The organism is Arthrobacter flavus, assembly GCF_039526005.1.
GTDB classification, from domain to species: Bacteria; Actinomycetota; Actinomycetes; order Actinomycetales; family Micrococcaceae; genus Arthrobacter_D; species Arthrobacter_D flavus.
Genome location: NZ_BAAAIJ010000047.1, coordinates 232,049 through 247,923, shown reverse-complemented (window position 1 = coordinate 247,923; position 15,875 = coordinate 232,049). Strand labels below are relative to the sequence as shown.

The window sequence follows — 15,875 nt, the reverse complement described above, 5'->3', positions numbered from 1 at the left end:
TACTGGTTTTTAGCCTGCTGGGAGCTGCTTTTCTCCTGTTGACGGCTTCCCAAGGGCCGGCTGGAGTGAGGTGGGGTGACCGGGAGGTTCCCGGGCGCCGGACAGGCGCACCGCCGTGGCGGTGGCGCCGCGATAGTGCGCACGCCACGATTCAGGACGCAGAAGTCCTCGACACTGCATTGATGATTGATCTCCTTGGCGCAACGCTGACCGCCGGTGCGCCAATCGGAGTTGCTCTCACGGCGCTCGCGGGCTCCTGCCCACCGTCGTTGGCACATGGACTGCGAGCCGTGGCGGGTGCCCTCTCACTAGGGGCTGATTGGGACGTGGCCTGGAACTCAGCAGTTGCCCGCTCGGATGGCCGCACGGGGGAGACCCTCCTGATGCTTAGCAGCGCTTTGCGCTTTGCTGCACTCACCGGCGCCTCGTCGGCCGGACTTGTCCATACCCATGCATCCCAGCTCCGGCGCCGCAGGAACAGCGAAGCAGAGCAACGGGCGGCCACACTCGGTGTCCGGCTCGTGGTGCCGCTGGGCCTATGTTACCTCCCAGCGTTCATCTGCTTCGGGGTGCTTCCGGTGGTCTTCGCCCTGGTTCCCGAGTGGTGATGCCAGTGGGCAGCTAGCTCATGAGACTTGTCCACTTAACCCGGTTGCGGTGCCCAACGGCCAGGTACCCCCGGGCAGAGTGAGGTGAGGGTGCCATGCCACCCAACCAGAAAGCTCTCAGACGCCCAGCCTGAGAGGGCAGCGCGGTTCGCCGGTGCTGCAGCAAACGCCTAGTAAGGAGAGAGATATGTCGTCAGTAAGAGAGCCAGGTTCGCAACTAAGACATCGGCTTGCCGCCCGGTGGCACCGCCTCGCCACATCGGAGGCGGGTATGGCTACCGCCGAGTACGCGATTGCCACGCTCGCCGCGGTGGGATTCGCTGCCCTCCTCGTGGCGATCCTGTCGAGTGGGGAGGTCAGGGGGATGCTGATGTCCCTCATCAGCTCGGCCCTGAGTTTCGGGTAGCTGGCTAATGGCACGGATCGCGTTGGGGAAGGTCCGTCAGCGCGGTGCGGTGACGGCAGAGATCGCAATTGCGCTGCCGTCACTGGTCTTACTCCTCGCGCTCCTCCTGGGCACTGTAACCGCGGGACTGACGCAGCTGCGGTTGGAGGAGGCAGCCCGCGCGGGGGCCCGGGAAGTCGTGCGCGGCGAGCCGATGGTTCAGGTGCAAACGACTGTGCGGCGCCTCGCGGGAGGGAACGTGCAACTCGACCTAGTGGACGACGGTGGCTGGTCAACGGTGACCGTCACCTCGCGTCTGGCTGTCCCGTTGTTGGACCAGCTGGGGTGGGAGCTGTCAGCGTCAGCATCGGCGCGCTCCGAGCTGGACAGCGAGGGGCCTGCCCCCAGCTTGACCGGGACGGCAGGACGGTATCACCAGGAACCTGAGGGTCCGATCCGGCCAAACGCCTCGCTGGTGAGCCGATTGGGTCCAGTATCGACAGCAGAGTGGACATGAGGAACCTGCGCGTCGTCAGGATTCCCCACCCTGAAGCCGGAGCCGGGACCGCTCTGATCTGCGGGTTCGCGCTGGTGGTTCTCACCCTGATGACGGCAGTGGTCTTGTTGGCCCAGGTCGGCACTGCAGCGGCACGGGCAGCTACGGCCGCTGATCTCGCGGCCCTGGCCGCGGCGGACGCGGCGCGTGGATTGGCGGCGGGAGATCCCTGCACTGTCGCGATGGAAACCGCTGCGGCCCATGGCGTATCCCTGCAGTCCTGCGCCCGGGAGGGCCCCGGTGGCACCATCGTGGAGGTGCGCACTTCGTTGACCGTCAATGTGGTGATCGCCGGGTACCCGCTGCTACCGGATGCTTCAGGACGGGCACGTGCCGGACCGCCGCCCTAAAACCAAAAACCGGTTCCGGAACAGGAACCGGGCAGCGTCGGTCGCTAAGCTTGCCCAGCAGCCTTAGCGGTGTGACAGGTTGGGGTCCTGTGCCAGGATCAATGCCAACAGAGTGGCGGCACCGGATTTACTCAGCGGGTTGTTCCGGTTGCCGCACTTAGGCGACTGCACACACGACGGGCAGCCCGTGTCGCACTCGCACGCGTCAATAGCATCGAGGGTGGCCTTGACCCAGATCCGGACGGCATCATAGCCTCGCTCGGCAAACCCGGCCCCACCAGGGTGGCCGTCATAAACGAAGATGGTAGGGAGCATCGTGTCAGCATGTAGCGCGGTTGAGACTCCACCGATATCCCATCGATCGCTGGACGCCACGAGGGGAAGCAAACCGATGGCGGCATGCTCCGCCGCGTGGAGCGCGCCCGGCAGATCAGCGGCGGTCAGACCGCTGGCTTCCAGAAGTTTCTGGTCGAACTCGAACCAGACGCCCTTCGTGTGAAGATCCCGGGCCCCGAGTTCGAGCGGCTCTTCACCAAGGATTTCGTTGGAGACGAAGGCCTTCCGTTGGAACGAGACCACCTGCGTGGTGACCATAACCTCGCCGAACCGGATCTGTACGCCACCCCAGTCCTGGGTGCGGCTGGCGCTGACCACGTCAATCTCGGTGATATCCCTGGCCTGGGTGTAGTAATCCGGGTTGGACCGGGTCACCATGGCGCAATGGTCCTGTTCTTTGAGCTCGTCGACCACGTAGGTCTGCCCTTGGTGGACATAGACCGCACCGGCATGCGCCTGGTAGTGGCTTTGCGGCGAATCCATGGTGCCGAGCATGGTTCCGGTCCCGGTCTCGACAATGCTGATCGGGCCGCCACCGTCGGCGCGCAGACTCACCATCCCCGCAGCGCTTTGCGGGTGCGTCCAGAACCATCCGGCGGGCCGCTGGCGGAGGAAGCCCTGGCTGACCAATTTCGTCAACAGGTCTTCAACCCCGGACCCGAAGAGCCCGAGGTCAGCCGATGTCAGGGGCAACTCAGCGGCGGCCGCGCAAAGGTGTGGGCCAAGCACGTAGGGATTGGTGGGGTCGAAAACTGTAGCTTCCACTCCGACGTCGAACACTGCTTCCGGATGATGCACCAGATACGTGTCGAGTGGATCATCGCTGGCGATGAAGGCTGCGAGCGCGTCCTGGCCCGACCGTCCGGCCCTGCCGATCTGCTGCAGGAGGGAGGCCCGGGTGCCGGGCCACCCTGCAACCAGAACGGCGTCCAGCCCTGAGATATCGATCCCGAGTTCGAGTGCGGGCGTGCTGGCAATACCGAGCAGCTGCCCGCTGCGCAGCGCTGATTCCAGTTCCCGGCGCTCCTCGGGAAGGTAACCCGACCGGTACGCGGCAACCCTGCCGGGCAGGCTGGGATGAACCTCATGGAGCAGCCGCTTTGACATTGCGGCGATGCTCTCCGCTCCCCGCCGCGACTTGATAAATGCGATCGTCCGGACCTGCGCGGAGACCAGATTGGTCAGCAGGTCAGCCGTCTCAGCGATGACGGTCCGGCGTTTGGGGGCCCCGTTCTCTCCCCGCAGATCAGTGAGTTCCGGTTCCCAGAAAGCTACGGTCGTTGACCCATGCGGGGAAGTGTCCTCCACTACCGGTGTCGCCCCACTGCCAATCAGTTTCCCGAAGGAGACACCAGGATCGGCCGACGTGGCCGAGGCGCCAATGAAAACAGGGGAGACGCCGTAATAGTCACAGACTCGCCGCAGACGACGCAGCAGGTTCGCCACGTGGGACCCGAACACTCCACGGTAGCTGTGGGCTTCATCGATAATCACGTACTTCAGCCGACGAAAAAACCTGGCCCACCAGGAATGGTTGGGCAGGATCCCGTAATGCAGCATGTCGGGGTTCGCCAGCACCAGGTTTGCGTGGTCGCGGATCCACCGTCGGGCTGTTGGATCGGTGTCGCCGTCGTACGTTTCCGCACGGACCGTCGGAATACTCATGGCCTTTACGGCCGCCAACTGATCTGCTGCGAGTGCCTTGGTCGGCGCGAGGTAGAGAGCTACCGAACCGGTGGGCTCCAACGACGTCCGGTCCCCTAACGCGGTCCGGTGAATCTCGTCGAGCACCGGCAGTTGGTACGCCAGCGATTTTCCGGATGCCGTGCCGGTGGCCACAATCGTGTGCCGACCGCTATGCGCGGTATTTGCTGCTATCACCTGATGCCGCCATGGGGTCGTCACCCCCATCGAGGCATAGGCGGAGACAATATCCGGGTGGGCCCACTCCGGCCACGGGGCGGTGACGGCCTGTCGGGCGGGAATCTCCCGAACGTGGACCAGTTGCTCCGGGTCGGTGCCCCCACCAAGCAGGGGAATTAGGGAGTCATGAAGGGCCACCTTGCCATTGTGTCACTCCGGCGAGCGCTGAAAACCTGGAGCAGTAGGTTAGGCGCGAACCACGAAGACATCGGCGAGGTGCTCCCAGCCCAGGTACTGATACAACTGCTGACCATCAGCCGACGCCATGAGCAGCCCATGTTCCACATCGTCCTGCAGCACCGCCGAGGTGAGCGCGCGCATGACGTAGCTGCCGAGCCCGCGACGACGGAACTTTTCACTCGTCAGGATGCGGTCATAAACGGCAAAGCCCTGTTCTACGGCGACTGATCCGCGCGCCGCCTCCTCACCGTCGGCGGTCACGATGACCCGGCGACAGGTCGGCTCATGCAGGTGGGTAATGGAGAACACCTCATCAGGAGGGCGCGGGTCCTCGACGTCCTGACCATCCATGTTCACGGTCATCAGCGCCTGGTGGTTGTCAATTACCCTCAAGCCCAATGGGCTGAGCAGGTCGAGTAGTTCGTCCATCCGGGTGGTCGCCACGGTGAGAAGACGGTTCGGGTCGGCTCGTGTTTCGGTTGCGAGCGAGAGAATCAACTCGTCGGTAGGTTCATACACGAAGTGCTCCTGCTGATTGCCGTGATCCGTAAGTGACACGGATACCGTGCGGCCGTCGTCGTGCGGCTGATAACTCCGGCAGGAAGACCAGCCGGAGATCCACGTCTTCAACAATTTTTCGGAGAGATGTGCATTCATGAAATGACCATAGGCTGTGTGGCTGGTATTGAACATAGGACACCGAAGCCGTAGTCGATTCGAGACCTCTCCGAAGGCGGACCGTTATGCTTGAATGCGTGTCCATGAACCGCATTGTGTTGTATTACGCTTTCACCCCGCTACCCGATCCGGAGGCCGTCCGACTCTGGCAGCGGGCACTCTGCGAGAAGCTCGGGCTCCGGGGCCGCATCCTGCTGTCGAAAGACGGGATCAACGGAACCGTCGGCGGCGAATTGAACGCCATCAAGCAATATGTGAAGGCAACCCGCGAGTATCCCGCCTTCAAGAAGATGGACATCAAGTGGTCCGAGGGCGGAGCCGCTGACTTTCCCCGGCTCAGCGTCAAGGTACGGGACGAGATTGTGTCCTTCGGCGCCCCCGCGGAGCTCAAAGTCAACGAGGACGGCGTTCTGGGAGGCGGCACGCACCTGAAACCCGCGGAACTGCACCGGCTGGTGGATGCCAAAAAGGCCAGCGGTGAAGAAGTGGTCTTTTTCGACGGGCGTAACGCACTGGAGGCGCAGATCGGCCGGTTCAAGAACGCAATCGTCCCCAATGTCGCGACCACCCAGGACTTCGTCAATGAACTCGACTCTGGCCGGTATGACGACCTGAAAGACAAACCGGTGGTCACCTACTGCACCGGGGGGATCCGCTGCGAAGTCCTGTCCAGCCTGATGATCAACCGCGGTTTCACCGAGGTGTACCAGTTGGATGGCGGAATCGTGCGGTACGGGGAGGAGTACGGTGACGCGGGCCTCTGGGAGGGGTCGCTGTACGTCTTCGACAAGCGCATGCACATCGAGTTTTCACAGGATGCAAAAACTATTGGCAAGTGCGTTCGCTGTGAAACACCGACGAACAAGTTCGAGAACTGTTCCAACCTCGTCTGCCGCAATCTCACCCTGTACTGCGCGGACTGCGCCGCTTCCCCAGCGACGCTGCGGTGCCCTCAGGGCTGCGAAGCCGATGAGGCCGAGGCAACTGCCGCGGGTGCTGCGTGAGGCATGCCGAATTCGCCAGCGATGTCCCTGATGCACCGTTCAGCAGCGACAAAACGCTTCTGGCGGCCCTCGCCGCCGACCTTCAATCACTGAATTACACGGCCGACGGCGTCGCCGGGCTCATCGGTGTCGAAGCCTGGGAGTCGCTCGAAAACGACCAGCTGATCCCCGCGCTCCTCGCCTGCCGGCAAGCGGACGCTCTAGCCGGGAACCAACCCACTGCTGCGGTGATGCTGTGGCTGCTCGGCGAAACGGTACCCGAAGCCCACCTCAGTAGGGCTTTCGCCGGCACCACACCGGGCGGGCTCGGTCGACTGGGGCTGGCTGAACGGCATGGTGCGGACGGTTGGCGGGCGCTTGTCGCCCTCCGCCCCTACTCCTCAGACGCCGGAGGCGATGTGTGGGTGGCCAGCGATCTAGGCCAGCATCAGCGGCCCGGGGTGCTCCGCCGCGATCACGTCCTCGGTATTGGTCAGGCTTCTCGCACTTTGGCCCAATTGACGGTCCGGCCTGCCGTGGACCGTGCCCTTGATCTGGGCACCGGGTGCGGCATCCAGACCCTTCACCTCCTTGGTCATGTCCGACATGTCACCGCCACCGATATCTCGGCCCGAGCGCTCGCGTTCACCCGCTTCAACCTGCTACTGAATTTCGAACGTTTGGGGCTGGACCCCGATGACCTGGGAAACAGGGTAACCCTCAGACAAGGAAACCTCCTTGACCCGGTAGCTGGCGAAACATTCGATCTGGCGGTTTCCAACCCGCCGTTCGTCATCACCCCCCGCCACCCGGCGGAAACCGCTGAAAGCCAGTTCACCTACCGTGATGGCGGGCTGCCCGGCGACGATATTGTCTCGACGCTGTTCAAGGAACTACCAGGCGTCCTGACCCCGGGCGGCACGGCCCAGCTGTTGGGTAACTGGGAAATCTCCTCCAGCGCGCCGTGGCACGATCGGATCCAGTCCTGGATTCCCGCCACTGTGGACTGCTGGGTTCTGCAGCGGGAACAGCTGACTCCCTCGGCGTACGCGCTGACCTGGCTGCGGGATGCCGCCGAAACCCGCGATCCGGACGCGTTCGTCGACCGGTACGCGGCCTACATCGACGACTTCCGGTCCCGCAACGTTGACTCAGTCGGCTTCGGCGCGGTGCTGCTTCGCACACACGAAGTGCCGCACACCGGACACCCCGCCAGCCAGCAGGCCGCCCCAACACCGGAGGTCCCGCTTCGTCGGTTCGAGGAGATCACGCACCCGCTGGAGCAACCGATCGCCCCGCACTTCGCTGCCGGCGTCGGCAGGTACGACTGGGTCGTCAAGCACGCCGAGGGCCTGTCCGAACAGCATTTACTGGTGGCCGACGACGTCACCGAGGAACGCCACCAGCGCCCGGGCGCAGAACACCCTGGAGTGATCCTGCTCCGGCAGGGTGCCGGTTTTCGTCGCACCAATCTCCTGAGCACCGAGTTGGCAGGCTTCGTGTCCGCCTGCGACGGTGACCTCTCGGCCGGTCAGATCGTGATGGCTCTCAGCGCGCTCCTTGGCCAGGACGACGACGCCTTCCGGTCTGCCCTGCTGTCCGATGTGCGGAGGCTTGTCCTGGACGGATTCCTGATTCCGGCAGCAGCCAGCTGACGTCGGCAGGCCACCGATCCCGGCCGCCTGACCGGGCATCGGGCGGCCCCGGCGAGGAGAGGTTCTGCACAGTTATCCCCCTTTTGTGACCAGCGGTACACCGAAGCCGTTACCCTATTGCAAGAAGGCATACCGCATACTGTGAAGGGTGTAAGGGCTAATGGCCCGAGTCGCCCCGTTACGAAGACCGCTGAAACGCCATCAGCTCAGCGGACCTATATATAGGAGAGAAGTGCCCACTAAGGCAACGGACAAGAAGCCCGGCCGCAAGCTCGTCATTGTTGAGTCACCCGCAAAAAGCAAGACCATTGCTGGTTATCTGGGCGAGGGCTTTGAGGTCACGGCGTCCATGGGGCACATCCGGGACCTTCCCCAGCCCTCAGACCTGCCCGCCGAGCTGAAGAAGACCGGTGTGGGCAAATTCGCGGTGGATCTCGACAATGACTTCGAGCCCTACTACGTGGTGTCCGCCAACAAGAAGAAGACAGTCGCTGAGCTGAAGGCGGCGCTCAAGGGCGCCGAAGCCCTCTACCTCGCAACTGACGGTGACCGCGAGGGTGAGGCAATCGCCTGGCACCTGCTTGAGGTGCTCAAACCCAAGGTCCCGGTCTACCGCCTGACCTTCCCCGAAATCACCAAGGAAGCTATTCAGCGGGCGCTGCTGGAAATGCGCGAACTCGACATCCCGATGGTCGACGCCCAGGAGACCCGACGGATCCTGGACCGGTTGTACGGCTACGAAATCTCACCAGTACTGTGGCGCAAAGTGGCTCGGGGCCTCTCAGCAGGCCGCGTGCAGTCGGTTGCCACCCGGCTAGTGGTCGAACGCGAGCGCGAACGGATGGCCTTCCGCGCAGCGTCCTACTGGGATCTCACCGGCACCTTCTCGCCGCTGAGCGGTGACGAGCGTCAGTCCTTCGCGGCAAAACTCGTCAGCCTCGACGGTTCACGTGTGGCGACGGGCAAGGATTTCACCGACCTCGGAGAGCTGAAGTCATCGACGGTGGCGCGACTCGACGCCGAAACCGCTGAATCGTTGGCGGCCGAACTGCAGGACGCCGAGTTTGCTGTCCGCTCGGTCGACACCAAGCCCTACACCCGCCGGCCTGCAGCGCCGTTCACCACCTCGACCCTGCAGCAGGAAGCAGCCCGTAAACTGCGATTCTCCTCCAGGGTCACCATGCAGGTTGCCCAGCGCCTGTATGAAAACGGCTACATCACGTATATGCGAACCGATTCACCGGCCCTCTCGGATCAGGCCGTCAACGCCGCCCGCCGTCAGGCATCCGAACTGTACGGTGCTGAATACGTCCCGGACGCCCGCCGTGTGTACAAAGGCAAGTCCAAGAATGCCCAGGAAGCCCATGAGGCGATCCGCCCCGCCGGTGACTCCTTCCGCACGCCGGCGCAGGTCGCCGGACAACTTCGCGGCGAAGAGTTCCGGCTGTATGAACTCATCTGGAAGCGGACGGTCGCTTCCCAGATGGCTGATGCCAAGGGTTCGACGGCGACCCTCCGGTTGGGTGCCCTCGCAGCTGGTCCGGACGGAAAGACTCGCGACGCTGAGTTCTCGGCCTCCGGCACCGTTATCACCTTCCGCGGCTTCATGGCTGCCTATGAGGAAGGTAAGGATGCCGGGCGCAATGAGCAGGATGCCTCGGCCGATGGCGGGCAGGAAGCCCGGCTTCCCAACCTTGCCGCGGGGGACAAGCTGGGCGCGAAGGAGGTCAACGCCGTCGGGCATGAAACCTCGCCGCCGCCGCGTTTCACTGAAGCTTCGCTCGTCAAGGTCCTGGAGGAGCTGGGTATTGGCCGGCCGTCAACCTACGCGGCGACCATCTCCACGATCATGGATCGTGGGTATGTGCGGACCCGAGGCCAGGCGCTGGTCCCCAGCTGGATCGCTTTCTCAGTGGTCCGGCTGCTGGAGGAGCACTTCCACGACTACGTCGACTACGACTTCACTGCGGAGCTGGAGGAGGATCTGGACCGCATTGCCCGCGGGGAAGCTGGCCGGGTCGACTGGCTGAACCACTTCTACTACGGGGACCGTAAGGTCACCGGGCTTCACACCATCGTGAACGACCTCGGCGAGATTGACGCACGCAAGATCAACTCCATTGAGATCGCCGAAGGCATCACTCTGCGCGTCGGCAAGTTCGGGCCTTACCTTGAGAAGCCGCTCCCCGCTGATGCTGAAGAAGGAACCGAACCTCAGCGGGCCAACGTTCCTGAAGACCTGGCCCCCGACGAATTGACTGTCGAGAAGGCCATCGAGCTGATGAACACCTCCGGCACCGAGGAACGGATCCTCGGCGAGGATCCGGTGACGGGGCGCTCCATCGCGGCACGGGACGGCCGCTATGGGCCCTACGTGATTGAGCTGATCCCGGAGGTCACCGAAGAGGAACTGGCCAAACAACCGGTGGAGTATTACAAGAACGGCAAGCCGAAGCCGCCGAAAAAGCCGACCAAGGAGAAGCCCCGGACAGGGTCCCTGTTCGCTTCAATGTCGCTGGACACGGTGACCCTTGAGGATGCCCTGAAACTCATGAATCTTCCGCGGGTGCTCGGCGTCGACGCCGAGGGGAAGGAGATCACCGTCCAGAACGGTCGGTTCGGTCCGTACCTGAAGAAGGGGACTGACTCGCGGTCCATCGGGTCGGAGGAGGAGATCTTCACCATCACGTTGGAGCAGGCGCTGGAGATCTACTCCCAGCCCAAACAGCGCGGCGGGAGGACTGCTGCGCCGCCGCTGGCCGAGTTCGGCGATGATCCGGTGTCCGAGAAGCCCGTCGTGGTCAAAGACGGCCGGTTCGGTCCCTACATCACCGACGGGGTCACCAACATCACCGTTCCACGGTCGATGGCTATTGAGGAACTGACCCGCGAACTGGCGCTCGAGTTGTTGGCGGACAAGCGGGCCAAGGGGCCGGCTCCGAAAAAGACTGCCAGCCGCGCGCCCGCCAAACGCAAGGTCGCTGCACGGAAGTAGGGCCTGGTAGCGGACCCCCGGGCCCGCTACCAGTGATAGGACGCCGTGGGGCGCGTCGTCAACGAAAGTATCGACGAGAATAATGGAATCATGCGTCTAGGCGTCTTGGATATCGGATCAAATACCGTGCATCTGCTCCTGGTGGATGCCCACGCCGGGGCACGCCCGGTGCCTTTCGCGTCCCACAAGAGACCGCTGCAGCTGGTCGCTCACCTCGACAGCGAGGGCGCGATCAGCGATCGCGGTCAACGCGAGCTGATCAGTTTCGTCAAGGAGGCACGGCAGTTCGCGAGCCGACATGACGCTCAGGACTTCCTCGCGTTCTGTACCTCAGCAATCCGAGAGTCCGCAAATGGCGAGGCCGTCCTCCAGCGGGTCAAAGCGGAAACCGCTGTGGTACTCCAGGAACTCACCGGCGATCAGGAAGCGGCAATGACCTTCCAGGCGGTTCGCCGCTGGTATGGCTGGAGCCCCGGGTCCATCCTCAACCTTGACATTGGCGGCGGGTCATTCGAAATGGCGATGGGCGAGGACGAGCTGCCCGAGGTGGCGATCTCCGTACCCCTGGGAGCTGGTCGCCTGACCCGCGACTGGCTCAACGAAGACCCACCGACCGCCAAAAGTGTGAAGAACCTTCGCCGCTACATCCGCTCAACCATGAAGGATGCCGCGGCCGAATTCGCGTTCCTCGGAGAACCGCAACTGGTGGCGGGCACCTCGAAGACGTTCAGGTCACTCGCCCGTCTGGCCGGGGCCGCCCCCTCGGCGGCCGGACCGTTCGTCCAGCGCGAACTGCGACTGGAAGACCTGTCCCTCTGGACCAAGAGACTGGCGGCCATGTCGGTGAAGGACCGGGTGAACCTCGACGGCGTCTCGGAGACCAGGGCGCCGCAGGTCCTCGCGGGCGCCCTGGTGGCCGAGGCAGCCCTGGAGGTGTTCAAGGTCAATAGCGTCAAGATCTGCCCGTGGGCCCTGCGCGAGGGTCTGCTGCTGCGACGGTTCGACACCCTGATGTTCGAGGCGCAGGAACCCATGCCTGCGGTCGGGGTCGGGCACGTCCAACTCAGTTCTGCCCTGCAGGACGAACCCTGGGCAGGGTGAGCGGTGCTGTGAGCGAGGGGACCGCACCGGAGGGGAACGCTGGGGTGCGCGTCGCACTGTCCAGCGCGTCGGTGTATCCACTGGCCGTCCATGAGGCCTTCGCGGTGTCCCGCAGTCTCGGATATGACGGGGTTGAGGTGATGGTCACCAACAACCATGTGAGTCAGAACCCCGACAAGCTCAGCGCACTCAGTCAGCAGTATGGCCAGCCAATCGTTGCCATTCACGCTCCAACCCTGCTGCTGACCCAGCAGGTGTGGGGCAAGGCCTGGACGAAGGTGGAAATGTCAGCGGCAATGGCAGCCGAGGTGGGTGCTGGGACCGTGGTGGTGCACCCGCCCTTCCGATGGCAGAGTGGCTACGCGGAAAACTTCGCCGAGGGGGTGCAGCGCATCACAGCTGAGTATGGTGTCACTGTTGCCGTGGAAAATATGTATCCGTGGCGGGTCCGTGGCCGTGAAGCGAAAGCGTATCTGCCGCACTGGAATCCGGTACCGCAATCCTATGAGGCGATTACCTGGGACTTCTCACACGCTGCAATAGCCGGGATGGACTCGTTGGAGGAAATGCGGACGCTCGGCGACCGGCTGTCGCATGTCCATTTGACCGACGGCACCACGAACGGGAGAGACGAGCATCTGTTGCCCGGCCAAGGGACTCAACGCTGCGCCGAATCACTGGAATTTCTGGTTACTTCAGGTTTCAGCGGAGTGGTTGCAGTCGAGGTAAGCACAAGAAAAGCGAAAGGTGCCGACGAGCGGGACAAGTGGTTGGGGGAAACACTTGCTTTCGCTCGACGGCACCTAGGTCAGGCCAAGGAAACCTGACGATTTATCACTCGCACCTCTAGGAGGTGTTACCAACACTAGGCCCGCTAATTGTGAGTTAGCCGGGAGGTGGCTGGTAGCCGGGTGTGTGGACGGCGAATCCGGCATCAGGTGAGGGTCAACTTAACGAACGGTGCCGGCGAGCTGTCCAGGAAAGTGGGGGGCCAACCTGTGTTGCTCACCGGCACCTGAAGACCAGACCAAGGAAGTCCGGTCGTCATCTCTCGCACCTTTATGAGGTAATAACGAGTGTACTGATATTTCGCTGAAAAGGTCCTGCCGTTAGCTGGGATAACGCTGGGAATTTGTCCGTGGCAGGATGGCATCATGACCAACGCGACTGAACCAACGATTTCCTTCCTCGGCTGTGGCTCTATGAACGAGGCCATCCTCGGCGGCCTGCTGGCCGGTGGCATATCACCGGCGCAGGTGACGGCAACCGTCAGGAGTGCCGAACGTGCTGCTGAGCTGCGACGTGTGCATGGCATCACCGTGTTGGCGACCGCTGAGGACGCCGACGCCAACCGCATTGCAGCCGCGGGGGCCGACGTCGTCATCATGGGTGTCAAGCCGGTCGGAACGATCGCCCTGGCCCGGGAAATCGCATCGGTGTTGCGGCCGACCACGACGGTCATCAGCGTTGCGGCAGCCATCTCCCTGGCGATGCTCGAAGCTGCGCTGCCCGAGGGGCAGCCGGTGATCCGTTCGATGCCCAACACCCCATCCCGCCTGGGCAGGGGAGTGCTCTCCATCTCGGCTGGAACCCACGCGGACGCCTCACTGATGGCGCAGGCGCGGGACATCCTCGGCTCCGCGGGGACCGTCGTCGATATCCCTGAGAAACAGGTGGATGCGTTGTCAGCCGTCAGTGGCTCGGGTCCGGCCTATGTGTTCTATCTGGCGGAGGCTATGGCCGCAGCGGGTGTGGAACTGGGGCTCGACCCGGGGTTGGCGAAAATTCTGGCCACAGAAACGGTGGCCGGCGCCGGGTACATGCTCGCAGAACGGGACGCGGACCCCACTGCCCTGCGGCGAGCCGTCACCAGCCCCAACGGCACCACGGAGCAGGCCATCGCGACTTTCGACCGGTTGGATCTACCGGTGATCATCGCCGCCGGAGCCCTGGCCGCGAGCAACCGCGCTCAGGCCATCACTGAGGAGCTGGACTCCTAGCAAGCCCGGGCCGGGCCTACGGGCGGGCCGCGAACCGTTCCAGCAGGTCGACGTGGCCCGAAACGATCAGCATGTCCCGGCTGGTTACCTTGGTGTCTGGCCGGGCGTAGGTGAAGTCCTCGCCGGGCGACTTCACGCCGACCACGGTGACGCCATACTTCGAGCGCACCGCCGATTCGCCCAGCGTGAACCCCTGGGTTTCCTTCGGCGGGTACATTTTGACGATCGCGAAGCCGTCGTCGAACTCGATGAAGTCGAGCATGCGCCCGCCGACCAGGTGGGCGGCACGCACCCCGGCGTCGGCCTCGGGGTAGATGACGTGGTTAGCGCCAATTCTCTTGAGGATCTTGCCGTGCGCCGGGGTGATCGCCTTGACCCACAGGTGGTCGATACCGAGGTCCACGAGGTTGGCGGTGATCAGTACGCTCGATTCGATCGACGTGCCAACGCCGACGACGGCGGCGGTAAACTCCTGCGCGCCGAGCTGACGGAGGGCATCGATGTTGGTGGCGTCTGCCTCGACGACGTGGGTAAGCACCCCCGACCACTTCTGGACAAGCTGGGAGTCGCGCTCAATCGCCAGAACCTCCCGGCCTTGCTTCACCAGCTGGTCGGCCGTTGCGGAGCCGAAACGGCCCAAGCCAATCACCAGAACCGGTGCGTTATGTGCTGGTCTCTCAGCCAATGATGGGCCTCTCTTCAGGGTAGTGGTACAGGGTGCTGCGCTGCCGGAGGGCCAGCGCAGATGCGAGGGTGATGGTTCCCATGCGGCCGGCAAACATCAGCGCGGATAGGACATACTTGCCTTCCGGTGGCAATTCAGCACTGAGGTTGGTGCTGAGGCCGCAGGTGGCGAACGCCGAAATCACTTCGAAGAGCACCCGGTTAAGGTCTTCCTCGGTCATCCACAGCAGAACGCCCGTGGCAACGAGCACGAGGGTTGCGCCCATGAAGATCACAGAGATGGCCACCCGCATGACGCCTTCGGGAATCTTTCGCCCGTAGGCCTTCACGTCCGAGTTGCCGCGTGCCTCAGCCACGATGGCGAGAAACATGACGGCGATCGTCGTGACCTTGATACCGCCAGCCGTGGACGCTGACCCGCCACCGGCAAACATGAGCGCATCGGTCAGCAGCATGGTGGCTGACCCCATTTCGGCCTGGTCCACCAGGTTGAACCCGCCCGATCTCGTCATCACTGAAGCGAACAGGGCATGAATCACCTTGTCGCCGTTGCTGAATCCGGCAATAGTCTGGCTGTTGGACCATTCCAGTGCGCCCCAGGCAATCGCTCCGGTTACCAGGAGGATCAGGGAGACGTTGACGGTCAGCTTGGTGTGCAGACTCCATTTACGGACCCTGAGACGGTACTGGATCAGGACCAGGATGACGGGAAAGCCGAGGCTGCCCAAGAACACGCCGATCATGAGGGGTATCAGGATAAAAAGATCGGTCTCGTACGGGACCAGACCATCCGAGTGTGGCGTAAACCCGGCGTTGTTGAAAGCGGAGATCGAATAGAACACCCCATGCCATACGGCGAGCCAGAACGGTTCGCCAAGCACCATGAACCGGGGGATCAGCATCAGGGCGAGCACAATCTCCACAACCACCGAGGTGGTGATGACGATGCGCAGCAGTGTTCCCACCTCGCCGAGGCGGCTGGCGTTGTTCATCGCGGACTGGGCCAGCAGCTTCCCGCGCACCCCGAGCCGCTTGCTCACCATCAGCGCGAGCAGCGATGCGAGAGTGAGGGTGCCGAGGCCGCCGACAAAGATGGCGATCAGGATCACCAGTTGCCCGAAGAAGGACCAATAGGCTGCCGTGGAAACCACTGTCAGGCCGACCACGCACACCGCCGAAACAGCGGTGAACAAGGCATCGTGCAGCGGGGCGGCGACACCGTTACTGGAAGCGACCGGCAAACTGAGCAGGGCGGTGAAGATGAGGATAACGCTAAAGAAGATGATCAGTGCCACGCGAGCGGGGGAGCTGTTGGCCACTCCATCGATGAAATCCCGGATACGAGCCAGCACCCTCAGGTATACGCTCTGCTCTTCCCGCAGCCAGGATGGCTGTGATCTTGCCATTGCGCTCGTTTTGCCCCGGTTCCGCGGTCTCGACT

General features: G+C 63.3%; 14 protein-coding genes. 10 read left to right on the top strand and 4 right to left on the bottom strand.

What is annotated here, in order from left to right:
- The first annotated feature begins 182 nt into the window (after nucleotides 1-182).
- From ABD059_RS11255 to ABD059_RS11240, 4 genes are all read left to right on the top strand, one after another.
- Entirely contained in the window at nucleotides 183-608 is a 426-nt protein-coding gene (locus ABD059_RS11255) for a type II secretion system F family protein (RefSeq protein ID WP_343880029.1), read from the top strand.
- Between the two features lie 187 nt (nucleotides 609-795).
- A complete protein-coding gene (locus tag ABD059_RS11250) occupies nucleotides 796-1,014 on the top strand; it encodes a DUF4244 domain-containing protein (protein ID WP_343880027.1) in 219 nt (72 codons plus the stop codon).
- A gap of 7 nt (nucleotides 1,015-1,021) precedes the next feature.
- Nucleotides 1,022-1,510, top strand: coding sequence for a TadE family type IV pilus minor pilin (locus ABD059_RS11245; RefSeq protein ID WP_343880025.1), 489 nt, complete (start codon nucleotides 1,022-1,024; stop codon nucleotides 1,508-1,510).
- Nucleotides 1,507-1,899, top strand: coding sequence for an Rv3654c family TadE-like protein (locus ABD059_RS11240; RefSeq protein ID WP_343880023.1), 393 nt, complete (start codon nucleotides 1,507-1,509; stop codon nucleotides 1,897-1,899). Before ABD059_RS11245 ends, ABD059_RS11240 begins: the two co-directional genes overlap by 4 nt.
- 63 nt (nucleotides 1,900-1,962) lie before the next feature.
- Here ABD059_RS11240 and ABD059_RS11235 read toward each other — a convergent pair whose 3' ends face one another.
- Both ABD059_RS11235 and ABD059_RS11230 read right to left on the bottom strand, forming a co-directional pair.
- Nucleotides 1,963-4,296, bottom strand: coding sequence for a DEAD/DEAH box helicase (locus ABD059_RS11235; protein ID WP_343880021.1), 2,334 nt, complete (start codon nucleotides 4,294-4,296; stop codon nucleotides 1,963-1,965).
- A gap of 48 nt (nucleotides 4,297-4,344) precedes the next feature.
- Complete coding sequence (locus ABD059_RS11230; protein WP_343880019.1) at nucleotides 4,345-4,995, bottom strand: GNAT family N-acetyltransferase; 651 nt, start codon at nucleotides 4,993-4,995, stop codon at nucleotides 4,345-4,347.
- A 98-nt stretch (nucleotides 4,996-5,093) separates the two neighbouring features.
- Here ABD059_RS11230 and trhO point away from each other — a divergent pair, with 98 nt between their 5' ends.
- The 6 genes from trhO to proC all read left to right on the top strand — a co-directional run bounded on the left by trhO (nucleotide 5,094) and on the right by proC (nucleotide 13,750).
- On the top strand, nucleotides 5,094-6,020 hold the full coding sequence (gene trhO / locus ABD059_RS11225) for an oxygen-dependent tRNA uridine(34) hydroxylase TrhO (RefSeq protein WP_343880018.1): 927 nt from the start codon (nucleotides 5,094-5,096) through the stop codon (nucleotides 6,018-6,020).
- On the top strand, nucleotides 6,017-7,654 hold the full coding sequence (locus tag ABD059_RS11220) for a DUF7059 domain-containing protein (RefSeq protein WP_343880016.1): 1,638 nt from the start codon (nucleotides 6,017-6,019) through the stop codon (nucleotides 7,652-7,654). Before trhO ends, ABD059_RS11220 begins: the two co-directional genes overlap by 4 nt.
- A 232-nt stretch (nucleotides 7,655-7,886) precedes the next feature.
- Nucleotides 7,887-10,649 (top strand): type I DNA topoisomerase, encoded by a 2,763-nt coding sequence (gene topA / locus ABD059_RS11215; protein WP_343880014.1) that lies wholly within the window; start codon nucleotides 7,887-7,889, stop codon nucleotides 10,647-10,649.
- 90 nt (nucleotides 10,650-10,739) lie between these two features.
- A complete protein-coding gene (locus ABD059_RS11210) occupies nucleotides 10,740-11,750 on the top strand; it encodes a Ppx/GppA phosphatase family protein (protein WP_343880012.1) in 1,011 nt (336 codons plus the stop codon).
- Nucleotides 11,738-12,577 (top strand): sugar phosphate isomerase/epimerase family protein, encoded by an 840-nt coding sequence (locus tag ABD059_RS11205; protein WP_343880559.1) that lies wholly within the window; start codon nucleotides 11,738-11,740, stop codon nucleotides 12,575-12,577. The genes ABD059_RS11210 and ABD059_RS11205 overlap by 13 nt, the downstream gene beginning before the upstream one ends.
- A 327-nt stretch (nucleotides 12,578-12,904) precedes the next feature.
- The gene (gene proC, locus ABD059_RS11200) at nucleotides 12,905-13,750 is read left to right on the top strand and encodes a pyrroline-5-carboxylate reductase (RefSeq protein WP_343880010.1); all 846 of its coding nucleotides are present in this window, start codon (nucleotides 12,905-12,907) and stop codon (nucleotides 13,748-13,750) included.
- A gap of 16 nt (nucleotides 13,751-13,766) precedes the next feature.
- Here the strand turns inward: proC and ABD059_RS11195 are convergent, their stop codons facing one another.
- Together ABD059_RS11195 and ABD059_RS11190 are read right to left on the bottom strand one after the other, a co-directional pair.
- Nucleotides 13,767-14,435 carry a potassium channel family protein gene (locus ABD059_RS11195; RefSeq protein WP_343880008.1) on the bottom strand — a complete coding sequence of 223 codons (669 nt, stop codon included), beginning with the start codon at nucleotides 14,433-14,435 and terminating at the stop codon, nucleotides 13,767-13,769.
- Nucleotides 14,428-15,840: a TrkH family potassium uptake protein gene (locus ABD059_RS11190; RefSeq protein ID WP_343880006.1), complete on the bottom strand. Its 1,413-nt coding sequence runs from the start codon at nucleotides 15,838-15,840 to the stop codon at nucleotides 14,428-14,430. Before ABD059_RS11190 ends, ABD059_RS11195 begins: the two co-directional genes overlap by 8 nt.
- Nucleotides 15,841-15,875: the final 35 nt, after the last annotated feature.

Excerpts from the sequence above, each read along its gene's own strand:
- ABD059_RS11255 (WP_343880029.1), top strand. The coding sequence starts at position 183 with ATGATTGATCTCCTTGGCGCAACGCTGACCGCCGGTGCGCCAATCGGA.
- ABD059_RS11250 (WP_343880027.1), top strand. The coding sequence starts at position 796 with ATGTCGTCAGTAAGAGAGCCAGGTTCGCAACTAAGACATCGGCTTGCC.
- ABD059_RS11245 (WP_343880025.1), top strand. The coding sequence starts at position 1,022 with ATGGCACGGATCGCGTTGGGGAAGGTCCGTCAGCGCGGTGCGGTGACG.
- ABD059_RS11240 (WP_343880023.1), top strand. The coding sequence starts at position 1,507 with ATGAGGAACCTGCGCGTCGTCAGGATTCCCCACCCTGAAGCCGGAGCC.
- ABD059_RS11230 (WP_343880019.1), bottom strand. The coding sequence starts at position 4,995 with ATGAATGCACATCTCTCCGAAAAATTGTTGAAGACGTGGATCTCCGGC.
- ABD059_RS11210 (WP_343880012.1), top strand. The coding sequence starts at position 10,740 with ATGCGTCTAGGCGTCTTGGATATCGGATCAAATACCGTGCATCTGCTC.
- proC (WP_343880010.1), top strand. The coding sequence starts at position 12,905 with ATGACCAACGCGACTGAACCAACGATTTCCTTCCTCGGCTGTGGCTCT.
- ABD059_RS11190 (WP_343880006.1), bottom strand. The coding sequence starts at position 15,840 with ATGGCAAGATCACAGCCATCCTGGCTGCGGGAAGAGCAGAGCGTATAC.